The 12,917-nt window shown below is 58.7% G+C and carries 9 protein-coding genes; 8 read left to right on the forward strand and 1 reads right to left on the reverse strand.

Features of this window, described 5'->3' with window-relative positions; translation table 11 throughout:
• The first annotated feature begins 1 nt into the window (after position 1).
• The 5 genes from N645_RS0101525 (at position 2) to N645_RS0101545 (ending at position 6,513) form a co-directional block, all read left to right on the forward strand.
• Positions 2-511 (forward strand): TRAP transporter small permease, encoded by a 510-nt coding sequence (locus N645_RS0101525; protein ID WP_051174219.1) that lies wholly within the window; start codon positions 2-4, stop codon positions 509-511.
• Positions 504-1,799, forward strand: coding sequence for a TRAP transporter large permease (locus N645_RS0101530; protein ID WP_024459749.1), 1,296 nt, complete (start codon positions 504-506; stop codon positions 1,797-1,799). The genes N645_RS0101525 and N645_RS0101530 overlap by 8 nt, the downstream gene beginning before the upstream one ends.
• A gap of 59 nt (positions 1,800-1,858) precedes the next feature.
• Entirely contained in the window at positions 1,859-2,158 is a 300-nt protein-coding gene (locus N645_RS0101535) for a Dabb family protein (RefSeq protein ID WP_024459750.1), read from the forward strand.
• Between the two features lie 26 nt (positions 2,159-2,184).
• Complete coding sequence (locus N645_RS0101540; protein ID WP_024459751.1) at positions 2,185-3,006, forward strand: DUF1080 domain-containing protein; 822 nt, start codon at positions 2,185-2,187, stop codon at positions 3,004-3,006.
• Between the two features lie 450 nt (positions 3,007-3,456).
• Entirely contained in the window at positions 3,457-6,513 is a 3,057-nt protein-coding gene (locus N645_RS0101545) for a TonB-dependent receptor (RefSeq protein ID WP_036159756.1), read from the forward strand.
• A gap of 80 nt (positions 6,514-6,593) precedes the next feature.
• Here the strand turns inward: N645_RS0101545 and N645_RS0101550 are convergent, their stop codons facing one another.
• The gene (locus N645_RS0101550) at positions 6,594-8,648 is read right to left on the reverse strand and encodes a VacB/RNase II family 3'-5' exoribonuclease (protein ID WP_238559177.1); all 2,055 of its coding nucleotides are present in this window, start codon (positions 8,646-8,648) and stop codon (positions 6,594-6,596) included.
• Positions 8,649-8,731: 83 nt separating this feature from the next.
• Between N645_RS0101550 and N645_RS0101555 the strand changes: the two genes are divergently transcribed.
• The 3 genes from N645_RS0101555 to N645_RS0101565 all read left to right on the forward strand — a co-directional run bounded on the left by N645_RS0101555 (position 8,732) and on the right by N645_RS0101565 (position 12,890).
• Positions 8,732-10,447, forward strand: coding sequence for a potassium/proton antiporter (locus tag N645_RS0101555; RefSeq protein ID WP_024459754.1), 1,716 nt, complete (start codon positions 8,732-8,734; stop codon positions 10,445-10,447).
• Positions 10,448-10,698: 251 nt separating this feature from the next.
• Positions 10,699-12,303: a methyl-accepting chemotaxis protein gene (locus tag N645_RS0101560; RefSeq protein WP_238559178.1), complete on the forward strand. Its 1,605-nt coding sequence runs from the start codon at positions 10,699-10,701 to the stop codon at positions 12,301-12,303.
• A gap of 92 nt (positions 12,304-12,395) precedes the next feature.
• Positions 12,396-12,890, forward strand: a complete 495-nt coding sequence (locus N645_RS0101565; RefSeq protein WP_051174294.1) for a shikimate kinase — start codon at positions 12,396-12,398, stop codon at positions 12,888-12,890.
• The last annotated feature ends 27 nt before the right edge of the window (positions 12,891-12,917 follow it).

The raw sequence follows: 12,917 nt of genomic DNA on the forward strand, positions 1-12,917 counted from the left end.
TATGCGCTTGATCAACGGGATTCGAACCGTGATGGACCGTGTGGTTGAGGTGGTGTGCAGTGTCTGGTTGTTGGTGATGGTCGCAATGACCTGCTGGCAGATTATCAGTCGCTATCTGTTGGGGGCTCCCAGCACCTATTCGGAGGAGTTTCTGCGTTTTTCACTGGTCTGGGTGTCCATGCTCTCAATGGCCTATGTGGCCGGTCTGCGCAAGCATGTTGCTTTTACCCTGTTTTCGGACAAGGTATCCATTCACTGGCAACACTACTGGCAGATACTGATCGAGCTGGCCTTTCTGGCGTTCGCCATTTTTATTCTCGTCCAGGGCGGATACAACGCCACCAGCATCACCATGAACCAGGTGTCGCCATCGCTGGGGCTGGCCATGGGGTATGTTTACTCGGCCTTACCGCTGGCCGGGGGAATTCTGGCGGTGTACAGCGTGTTGAATTGCATCGATCTGTTGGAAAAAGAGTTGCGCTCGGACGAGGAGGCACCACAGGATGTTTGATGCGGCGCTGTTATTGATCGGGTCTTTTGCGTTTTTATTGGTCCTGGGTATTCCCATTGGCATCTGTATCGCGGTGTCCTCCGTGATCACCATCGCCTCGGTGTTGCCCATGGATGTTGCGCTGTTCACCACAGCGCAGAAAATATTTTCCAGCCTGGACAGCTTCTCTCTGCTGGCGGTGCCCTTTTTCATTCTCTCCGGGGTGATCATGAATTCCGGGGGCATCGCAATGCGGCTGGTGAATTTTGCCAAGCTGTTCAGCGGGCGTATTCCCGGCTCTCTGTCCCACACCAATATAGCCGGCAATATGATGTTCGGGGCCATTTCCGGGTCCGCCATTGCGGCGTCCACCTCGATTGGTGGCGTTATGGTGCCCATGAGCAAGAAAGAGGGTTACAGCAACCCGTTTGCCGCGGCGGTCAATATCGCCTCGGCGCCCACGGGGATGCTCATTCCCCCGACGACCGCGTTCATTCTGTATGCCCTGGCCAGCGGCGGTACGTCGATTGCGGCGCTGTTTGCGGGCGGCCTGGTGGCCGGAGTGCTCTGGGGTGCAGGGTGCATGCTGGTGACCTATGTGATTGCCCGTCGCCGGGGCTATCGCTCCGTGGTACTGGTGGAGAAGGGCGTGGCGTGGCGTGTCACGATGGAGGCGCTGCCCAGCCTGTTGCTGATCATCGTGGTGGTGGTCGGTATCGTCGGCGGTGTGTTTACCGCGATTGAAGCCTCGGCGGTTGCGGTAGCCTACACGGCCTTTCTGACCATGGTGGTTTATCGCACGGTGTCCTTTGGGGACCTGCGCAATATTCTGGTGCAGTCACTGGTGATGACCGGCATCATCATGTTCCTGTTGGGAACCTCATCGGCAATGTCCTTTGCCATGGCGATTACCGGGCTTCCGGATCTGATCAGCAGTGTAATTCTCGGGCTCTCGGAAAACCCGGTGATGGTGTTGTTGATCATTACGCTGTTTCTGTTGATCATTGGCACCTTTATGGATATTGGCCCGGCGATCCTGATTTTTACCCCCATACTGTTGCCCATCGCCCTGAAGATTGGCGTGGACCCGGTACATTTCGGTATCCTCATGGTCTATAACCTTAGTATCGGCACCATCACGCCTCCGGTGGGGAGCGGTCTGTATGTGGGCGCCAGTGTCGCCAATGAGAGGGTTGAGAAGATACTTCCGTCGCTAATGCCCTTCTATGGAATCATTGTTCTGGTGTTGATCCTGATTGCACTGGTTCCGGAGGTCACCCTGTTTTTGCCAAGGCTGATGGACTTATAGGGGCCGCGTGCACTTGAGGTGCTGCGCCTGTCATCGATTTTATTTACACGGGACAATACATGATCCGACATATTCTGCTGGTCAAATTCAAACCGGAGGCAACCGCTTCGGAAATCGAGAAGGTCCGTGCTCTGTTTGAGGCCATGACCACCCGGGTGGAGGGGGTCGAAGCGGTGGAGTGGGGGCTCAATGACAGCCCCGAAGGGTTGAATCAGGGTTTCACCCACGCTGTTTTGATGACCTTTGCCGATGAGCAGGCACGGCAGCGCTACCTGCCTCATCCGGAGCATGACGCGCTTAAGGCGGAGTTTGTGCCGCTGGTGGCAGACATTGTTGTGTTTGACTATTCGGTCGCGTAATTGCCACGTAACTAAAGGAGCGTGCCATGGAGTTTTTAAATAACCGCATCAACCTGATTCGGGTAACGGGCCGAGCCGCCGGTGCCTTGCTTTTTGTCGGGCTGACGGCCTGCAGTGCCACTGAGCAGAACCGGGACTCCGGAGAGTGGCAGTCGCTGTTCAACGGAAAGGACCTGGATGGTTGGGTGGTCAAAATCCATCACCATGAGGTCGGGGATAATTACGCCGATACCTTCCGGGTGGCGGATGGCGTGATTCAGGTCAATTATGATGGTTACCAGGACGGTTTTGGCGAGCGCTTTGGCCACCTGTTTTACGAGCAGCCGTTCTCGTCCTATCACCTGAAATTCGAGTACCGGTTTACGGATCAGTGGCTCGAGGATGCACCGGGCTATGCCTACCGCAACAGCGGCATCATGTTCCATGCTCAGGACCCGAACACCATTCTGAAAGAGCAGGATTGGCCCATTTCCGTGGAGTACCAGATGCTGGCAGATCGGGACGATGGCAACCCGCGCCCTACCGGCAATATGTGCTCCCCGGGTACGGACGTGGTGTATGAAGGCAAGATTGATGAGCGCCACTGCATCAACTCCACCTCGGCGACCTATCCGCCCGGTGAGTGGGTTGAGGGTGAGCTGGTTGTTTACGGCGACTCGCGGGTGGTTCACCGGGTCAATGGCGAGAACGTACTTGAGTACACCCAGCCGCAGATCGGTGGCGGTGTGGTCAGTGGTTATGACCCGGAACTGAAAGTCGACGGGCAGCCATTGACCCGGGGTTACATTGCCCTGCAATCCGAAGGGCAGGGCGTTGAGTTCAGAAACATAACGATCAAACCCCTGTAATAAAGCTCAGCCTCTGCCTCGCACTCAGCGAGGGATTCACTTCTCACGTCACCCGGCCAAGTACAGTGGCCGGGTGACGTCTGGCGCTCTTCCTGGGAGCGCCTCTCTCCTTCGTTTCTCACGTCCCACGCCGTTTTGGCGGCTCCAAATACAAAAAAGTGTAAAGCGGTTGCACTCGGGTTTTATTAGTAATATGCTCACTTTCGCCTGTAATCGGTTACAAAAATGGTATTCAGGTAGCTTGATAGGGGTCCGAAACACGGCCTATTTCGCCCAAAAATGGTCAGAAAGCCATCGATTTAAGCCTATAAGATGAATTTAGTGCCACATTTTGGTGCGACTCTGATGAGTATCGATGATCATTTTAGCGTCACCCCCGGGGTTCAGCCCCGACGCTGGCCGGGTATTCGGACCGATATAAAAACCCAAAGCAAGTGATAGGAGAGTTCCATGTCATCCAGAACAACGTCTTTTCAGAAGCGATTCCTGCCGGCGGTTATGGCCGCCTGCGCGGCGGGCAGTCTGGCTGCGCCGACGCTGGCGCAGGACAATATGCAAATGCTGGAGGAGGTGATCGTCACCGGTGTCCGCAGCGCCCAGGAAACGGCGGTCAACGTCAAGCGCGATTCCGACTCCATTGTCGATGCCATTTCAGCGGAAGATATTGGCAAGCTGCCGGATGTAACCATCACCGACTCCCTGCAGCGCATCAGCGGTGTTCAGGTTCGCCGCAACGCCGGGGAAGGGGGATCGTTGAACATTCGAGGCCTGGGTCAGGTCTCCACCACCTTGAACGGCGAGTCCTATCTGGGGGCCAATTCCATCACCACGGTCCAGCCGGATTATTCGGACATTCCCTCACAGTTGTTTTCCGGCACCCAGGTGATCAAATCCCAGACGGCCGCCAACCATCCGGGTGGCATCAGCGGCGTGGTCAATCTGGAAACCTATCGCCCGCTCGATAGCGGGTTTGACGATGGCTGGGCCCTCTCCGGGGCAGCGCAAGTCGGGCGGGGCAAGGAAACCGGTGAAACCGATCCTTCCGTGAACTTCCTGGCGAACTGGCGCACCGACACGGTGGGCTTTCTGGTGTCGTTCGCTCATCAGACCTCCAACCTGGCCAATACCTACTCGGGCATGAATGGCGATGCCGGCTGGACCGGTTTTGCGTCGGAGCGCGATGGAGCGGAATACAGTTGGGTCAGCGCCGATACGCAGCTTGGCGGCATGGGTGATCGGGTGACCGCTGATGGTGTGGATGTGAACGATAACGGCGTGGTTGGCGATACGTTCTGGGCCTATCAGGGCCACTCGGCGTTCAACCGAGCCTCCGAGCGTGAGCGCGACGGGTTGAATGCGGCGTTCCAGGCGGATCTGGGGAATGGTTTTGAGCTGGTCGCCGAAGCCTTCTACACCAAAATGGAAGACTACGATCGCCAGATGGGCGTCGCCTTTTCCGATAAGTGGAACCGGTGGGGCTGGGCCTACCCGAGCATCAGTACACCCAAAGGGGTTGAGATGAGCGGCGGGGAGCTGCACACCGTTCAGGAGTTTACCGGCAACGGCATGCGTCTGAAGTCCTACTCGGATGTGGGCGTGACCGAAGCGGAATCCCAGAACTTCAATCTGGAGCTGAATTACGACAACGGTGGCGCCTTTACCGGCAGCGCGCGGTTGGTCAGTGGCAGTGCCGAACAGGAGCAACTGAACAGCTACATGGATATCGACCTGGCCAATGGCAGCCAGTGGGGTGTGGACTGCCAGCTTTACCCGGCGGGTACCGCCGGGGAGCAGGGCGACTGCGCGGACGGGCGCCTGCAGACCAATCCGGATGGCTATCAGGGCTGGCCGGTGCTCACCGTGAACTACCAGGGGGACAACCCGCACTGGAGCGGTTGGGACAACAACGCCAACCTGAATCGCGATGGTCAACCTCAGGCCGGTATCGCCAGCCGCAGTCTGCAGAGCTATGTAGACGATGTGAACAGCTATTCGCTGGGTGCTTTCGCCTCAGAGAACAATTTCCTGCGCGAAGGGGATGTGGATGTGGTCCGCTTTGACGGAAGCTACGAAATTGCTCGCGGTATGCTCGATAGCGTGGACTTTGGGGTGCGTTACAGCCAGCGCAGCGTGGACAACTTCGAGTTTGATCTACTCTCGCCGGTGGGTGGTTGCGATGTGAAGTGGAAGGCCACCGACGTGGTTTTGAATGGCGGCGGTATCGAAGGTGCCTGCACCTACGGTGAGGACGGCGAGTATTACACCGCCGGTGTGCCCACTCCCATCTCCGGCCTCGATCCCATTCAGGTCAGCGACTTTGGCAGTGCCACGGGCATACCGCCGGTCTGGACCGTCAATCCGGAGTACATGGATGACGTGGAAGGTGTACACAACCAGTTGTATCCGGGCACCCGCCGGGCGATCAATCCGGGGCGTTCCTATGGGGTCGACCTGGATGAGATGAGCACTTACGTCAAAGCCAATTTCTCCCGCGGCATCATGAGCGGTAATGTTGGCGTGCGGGTGGTGGAAACCGACCTCACCGTGGATCAGAACCAGGTGGGCAGCCCACAACCCTATGGTGCCGCCAACGAGTTCCTGGGCCAGGTCAGTACCGAGCGTTCTTACAGCGATGTGTTGCCCTCGTTGAACCTGCGTTTTGATCTGACCGACGAGTGGGTATTGCGTGCCGCGGCCACCAAGACGATGGCGCCGCTGGATCTGGCCCAGTGGGGTGCGGGACTGGCTCCCAACTACGCTATCGATGGTGAGGCGAGTAGCGATACGTACCAGCAGTTTATCGTGATAGGTGGCAACTCCGACGGTAACCCGGAGCTGGATCCCTGGCGCGCGGACAACTACGATCTGTCGCTGGAATACTACCTGGGGCCCGCCAGTGCCTTGAGTGCCGGCCTGTTCTACATCGATGTCGAAAGTTTCATCGAGAGCGGTTCGGTGCAGATGGCATTGCCGGACCAGGACGGTGTGGTGCGTCGGGAAGTGGAAGTGTCCACCAGTGTTCAGGGTAGCGGCGGTGAGCTGAAAGGGCTCGAGTTGAGTGCCAAGCTCGCCTTCGGTGACTTCCTGTATGACAGTGTGCTGGAGGATTTTGGTGCGGACGTGAACTACACCTACTCACCCAGCGAGTCTGGCAATCAGGATCTCAATGGCGGCGACCTGCCGTTCCAGGATAACTCCGAGCATGTGTTCAACCTGGTGGGTTGGTACGAGTCCGGTCCCTTCCAGGCACGGGTGGCGTACAACTACCGCAGCGAGCGTGTGGCGGGTTACAACCAGACTTGGGGTAATGGCGCCCTGTGGCAGGAGGCGACCGGCTATGTGGACCTGTCGGCCAGTTACGATATCAATGACGCGGTCAATGTGTTCTTAAACGCGTCCAACATCACCGATGAAAAGGAGCAGTACTACCTCGAATTTGAAGATCAGTTCGCCTGGCAGTACGAGTACGAAGCCCGGTACTCCCTGGGCGTGCGCGCGACCTTTTAATCGTCAATAAAAAAACCGGCCGTCAACGCTGTTGGCGGCCGGTTTTTTTTATGCCTCAGGTTTCCTGAGATGGGCGTGATTTACTCCGCGGAAGCGGGGGCGTCCGTCCAGGCTTTCAACCGCTCGGCGGTGGCTTCATCAACCACCTCCAGTATTACCCGCTGGCGTTCATCGTCCACGCCCTGAATGATCACATGCACCTGCTGATCCAGTTGGTACTGTTGGGCTTCATGGGTGATTTTCAGGCGCCGTGAATCAAATGCCGGCTTGACGTCATCTTTGGCCAACCGGACAAAACCTTCAATACCCCAATCGTCCAGACGCACCCCGAAGCCCATGGAGTTCACCAGGGCGATGGTGCCCGTGTGTACGCTGCCAATTTTGTCGCGCACAAAATCACAGGCCAGCCACTGCTCCAACTGACGACAGGCCTGACGGCCTTTCTGAAGCTGACTCTGCAGGCTTTCAAGCAGCGCAGGTTCCGGTGGCTGGGCGGGTTGCTCGCGCAGTATCCGCTTGATGGCCCGGTGATTGTAAAAGTCGTGGTAGCGCCGGATCGGCGAGGTGACTGTGGCGTAATGGGGAAAGCCCAAACCAAAGTGCTCGCTGGCATCGGCGGACAGGGAGGCGGCCTGCAGCATCCGTTGGACAATAGGCAGCAGGGACTCGAATTCCGGAGTATTGTCCGGGTTGACCCGCAGATCGCGCAGCAACTGCTGGAAGTGACGCAGCGCGGTCAGGTCGCCCACCTCGTAGTCCGGAACGTCTTCGTTCAACAGGCTGACGGCATCGTCCAGTCGTTCCGGGCGGAAGCCGACGTGGTTGGAGAAAATGCCCTGCCCGGGGTGCCGGGTGAACAGTTCTCCCGCACAGATGTTGGTGGCAAGCATGGACTCTTCTACAATCCGGTGCGCCTTGGTGCGCTCGCGTTTCTCGATGCGTTCGATTTTCTTCTGATCGTTCAGGACGAAGTAATAGTCCGGACGGTCTTCCATCATCAACGCGTGCTGATGACGGTAGTCGCTGCGTGCGGTGGCGCAGGCGTACAGGGCTTTGAGCATCTCGACCCGCTCGGCGGGCAAGTCAGCGGGGGCGTCCCCACCGTCGAGCAGCTCGGTGACGCCGGTGTAGCTCAGCTTGTGGTGAGAGCGGATCAGGGCCTCGGAAAACCGGTAGTCGGTAATGGTGCCGTCCTGCTGGATGCGCATCTGGCACACCAGGGCCGGGCGGCGCTGATCCGGCACCAGCGAAAAGGTGTCGTGGGACAGCTCCGCCGGCAGCATGGTCACGCTCTGGCCCAGCAGGTAGACGGTGCTGGCCCGGCTTGCGGCGGCCTGGTCCAGGGGGGTGCCCGGTTCGATGTAGCGGCTCGGGTCGGCAATGGCGACCCAGAGGTCCCAGCCGTCCTCGCGCGCCTCCAGGTAAACCGCATCGTCCATATCCCGCGTGGTTTCGGCGTCGATGGTCACAAAGGGGCGATCGGTCAGGTCTTCCTGGTGGTCATCTGCGGTAATGGGCGTCAGGTTGATGGCCTGGGCCTGATCCCGGGCCTTATCGGACCAGTCCGTCGGCAGTTCGAATTTCGCGGTGATGTAGCGGCTTTCCACGCCAGGCTCGCCGGGCTTGCCAATGGCGCTGAGAATGGTGACCTGGGCCTTGCCGTCGTGATGAAATGGATGGCGGCTGAGTTTGCAGTGAATCAGGTCGCCATCGTCGAAGCCTTTGCGCTGATTTGGAGGAATAAACAGCCAGCGGGTAAACTGGGGGACGTCAGGCTCCACAAAATGGGCCTTGCCCTTGACGCGATAGCGACCCACAAAGGTGGTGAATTCGCTGCTCAGCAGTCGCTCCAGTTGCGCTTCCAGTTGATCTTTGCGGTTGGTGGTCAGTTGGACTTCTACCCGATCACCGGGCATGACCTTCATGGTTTCATCGGGCGGAAGAAAGGCATCCCGCCCATCATCGAGGTGGACGAACGCAAAGCGACGGGTAGTGGTGCGCACGGTTCCTTGAGCCAGGTCCTTCTCCGAGCGAAGGTTGGATTTGAGCTGAGACAGCTGTTGCAGTGCGTTCTGATCAAACATGAGAGACAACTTCAGGTTGGCAGGTTCGGTTTCGGGGTCAGGCGCGATCATAACAGGAAACCCGCTGTGACGTTACCGGGGCCGGCACAATTGGCCGGCTCCATTCTCTGGATATGTAGTAGTATTGGCGCCCTATGGATACCTTGAACCAGCTCATTCTGTTTGGCGGAATGCTGTTTGTGATCAGCATTCTCGCCAGCACCCTCTCCCCGCGCATGGGCATGCCTCTGCTGCTGGTGTTTCTTATTATCGGTATGTTGGCGGGGGAAGACGGTCTCGGCGGCATTCGTTACAACGATGTTCAATCGGCGTACTTCCTGGCCACCCTGGCGCTGGCGGTGATTCTGTTCGATGGTGGCTTGCGCACCGATCGGCACAACTTTCGCGTCGGGCTGCGCCCGGCCTTGCTCCTGGCCACCGTCGGGGTGGTGGGTACAGCGGCCCTGACCGGCGCCTTTGCCGCCTGGATTCTGGGCATCGGTTGGGTCGAGGGCTTGCTGATCGGGGCGATCGTGGGCTCCACCGATGCGGCGGCGGTATTCTCGGTATTGAACATGCAGGGGCTGGCGCTCAAGACCCGGGTGGGCGCGACGCTGGAAATCGAATCCGGCCTGAACGACCCGATGGCGATCTTTCTCACCATTATTCTGGTGGAGTTCATGGTCAGCCAGCAGAGCGGTTTTGACGCCCTGATGCTGGGGCAGTTTGTCTGGCAGATGGGGCTGGGGGCTGGCATTGGTCTGCTGGGCGGAAGGGTTCTCGCCTATGGTGTCGCCCGTCTGGCCCTGAGCCCGGGGTTGTACCCTCTGTTGGCCCTGTTTGGTGGCATCTCCATTTTCGGCCTGGCAGCGGTCCTGCAGGCCAGCGGGTTCCTCGCCGTGTATCTGGCGGGCCTGGTGGTCGGCAACCGGCTGTCCCGGGGACTGTACAACATCCAGCGCTTCCATGACGGTATCGCCTGGTTGGCCCAGATCAGTCTGTTCCTGATGTTGGGCCTGCTGGTATCGCCCCGCGAACTGATGCTCTATGCACCCAGCGCCGTGCTGGTGGGGCTGTTTCTGATTCTGGTCGGGCGCCCCGTGGCGGTCTGGCTGTGTCTCATGCCGTTTCAGTTCGCCTGGCGGGAAAAGCTGTTCATCAGTTGGGTGGGGCTGCGCGGCGCGGTGCCGATTGTGCTGGCCATGTTTCCCTGGTTGGCAGGCTTTGAGAACTGGCCGTTCTTTTTCAATATCGCCTTCTTTATTGTGCTGGTGTCTCTGGTGATGCAGGGCTGGACCGTGGCGCCCCTGGCCCGCTGGTTGAAGCTGGATGTGCCCACCACCTCGTCGCGGGTCCAGCGGGTCGAGTTGGGCGTGCCGGGGCAGGTGGGCTACGAATTTGTCGGTTACAAGCTTGCTGAGGGCAGCCCGGCGCTGCGCTCGCCCACCGATAAACTGCCCTTGCCGGCGGGCGCCAGCCTGTTGTGTGTCTTGCGGGAGGATCAGCCGCTGTCGCTCAAGGAAAGTCATACCCTGGAGCCGGGCGATCACGTCTACTTGCTGGCCTCCGCCACGGACTTGCCCGCCCTCGACAAGCTGCTGGTGGGCGTGGACGAGCCGGACCGGCTGTCGGCTCAGGCGTTCTTCGGGGAGTTTGTGGTCACGTCTCGGGCCAAGCTGGCGGACCTCGGCATGCTCTATGGCTTTGAAGTGCCGGAGGAGATGGCCAATTGGAGTATTGCCCGGTACATCTACAGCCAGTACCGCCAGCCGGTGGTGGGCGACCGGGTTCGCCTGGGGGATGTGGAGTTTGTGGTGCTGGATATGCGCGACTCGAAGCTGACCCAGGTCAGCCTTAAACTCCACCGGTAAAATCCCACCCGAATTTTCCTTCAGGATTTTTGCGCCTGGCCGATGATTAACGGACAGGCGTGGTTTTTGCCCTTTCTCGGCTACACTTTAATAACCAATCCCGATGACGCCCAACGCTATATATGGTGGGTGGGGGCTGAAAATAGGTATTTCGATACGGTCTGCTAAACGCCGGATTTTCTTATATAGGTCTTGTTGAAGGGTTCGTTATGTTGAGTTGGTATAACAATATAGGCTTTCGATGGAAGCTGATGCTGCCTTTATCGCTTCTGGTTATTATCTTTATCGCCGTTAGTGTTTACTCGGTCCGAGCGGCCAAGCAGATGGGCAGCTATTCCAATACCATTGGCACGGTGAACCTTCCGGAAATCCAGCTGCTGATGCAGGCCGATCGCGACCTTTATCAGGCGTTGACCGCGGAGCGGGCCATGTTGTTAGCCGATCCCGGAAGTAGTGCGATGGATGCGCTGTATCGGGAGCACCAGGATAACGCTCAGCAGACCTATGACCGCGCCATGCAGTCGCTGGATCTCTCCGAGATTGCGACGGGCGAAGAGCGCGAGACGTTTCAACAGCTCTACGATCGTTGGTTGGAGCTGAGTGAATCCATCGTCGAGGATGCACGCAACGCTGATCAGATGACGCTCGGGTTTTTGGAAGACCGGTCATTCGGTGAGGTGTCGGAAGCGTTTGACGCGTTAAGAACCCACCTGGATGTCGTATCCGAGCGACGATTACGACAGGTTGATGAGCTCAACCAACGTGTCGATGCCGAAGAGGCTCAGATGAGCTCCATTCTCACCCTTTCGGGTGTGGCCGGCACTCTGATCGCCGTGTTGGCCGCCTTATTCTTGCCTCTGGTTGTTACCCGTCCTCTCAATGAAATCAGCGGCCGGATTCACGACATCGCCGAGGGCGATGGAGATCTTACCCTGCGCATCAACCTCGATCGGCGCGATGAGCTGGGACAGCTTGCCGGGCATGTGAACCGCTTTATGGACCGGTTGCAGCAATTGATTGGCGATATTCGTCACACCACCGAAGACGTTTCCGTTTCCAGTGAGCAGGTGCTGCAGGCCTCCACCAGCAGCCAGAAAGCGGCCGACGATCAGGGCCAGGCCATCAATATGGTGGTGGCGGCCGTGAATGAGCTGACCGCCGCCATTCAGGAGGTGGCGCAGAATACCAACGAGACCGCCGACAGTGCCAAAAACGCATCGGGCACCACCGATGTGGGGCGCGAGCGCATTGAGCGGGCCGTGGCCCGGGTGAACAGCCTCTCGGCCCACATTGGCGAAACGGCGGAGAGCATGCGCCGTCTGGAAGAAGAAGCCAAGAACGTCACCTCCGTCATTGATGTGATTCGCGGCGTTGCCGAGCAGACCAATCTGCTCGCGTTGAATGCCGCCATCGAGGCGGCGCGGGCGGGCGAACAGGGGCGCGGTTTTGCCGTGGTGGCGGATGAAGTTCGCACCCTGGCCAGCCGCACCCAGCAGTCCACCGAGGATATCCGCACCATGTTGACCCGGCTTCAGTCCGGCGTGCAGGAAGCGGTTGAGGCCATGACCTCCAGCAGCGAAATGACCGAAGAGGCCGTCACCGCCGCCGGGGAAGCCGGGCAATCCCTGGAGGATATTGCCGAGGCGGTACAGCGGATTACCAATATGGCGATTCAGATTGCCAGTGCCGCTGAAGAGCAGAGTACCGTCACCGCCGATATCGACAAAAACATGGTGGAGATCAACGAGCTGGCGGCCCGGACGCAGGATGATGCGGCGACCACGGCGAGCGCCAGTGGACGCCTGACCGATCTGGCTTCCAGCCTGAGAGAACTGGTGGTAAGGTTCAAGGTCTGACGTTAACGAGCCGGCCCGTGTTTCCGGGCCAGGCGTGATACGAGGAGACTTCCGTGAGCGAGCCGATTGGCAACAGTCTGATACTGGTCGGTATGCCCGGCGCGGGCAAGAGCACCGTGGGGCTGCTGCTGGCGAAAGAGTTGGTCAAGGCCTTTGTGGACACCGACATTCTCATCCAGACCCAGGAGGGTAAGGCGCTTCAGGACATCATTTACGATCACGGCTACGAGTATCTGCGTAAGGTGGAAGAGCAGGTGTTATTGGAGTCGCAGTATCTCAACCATGTGATCGCCACCGGCGGCAGCGTGGTTTACAGCGACCCCGGTATGCAGCATCTGAAAAAAGCCGGCCGGATTGTGTTCCTGGACGTTCCCTTGGAGGAGCTCGAGCGGCGGGTGCACAATTTTTCCACCCGGGGCATCGCCTGCGCGCCGGGACAGACTCTGGCCGACCTATTTGAGGAGCGTCGGGCCCTGTATCAGCGCTATGCCGATATCACGGTGGACTGTGCGACCAAGCACCAGGATGAGGTGGTATCGGAAATCATTTACCAGGAAGCGGAGCAATTCGCTGAAATGGATGCCTGAAGCGTCCCTGCCTCTTTTTCCCGACCT

This window comes from Marinimicrobium sp. LS-A18, from assembly GCF_000463525.1.
Taxonomy (GTDB): domain Bacteria; phylum Pseudomonadota; class Gammaproteobacteria; order Pseudomonadales; family Cellvibrionaceae; genus Marinimicrobium; species Marinimicrobium koreense.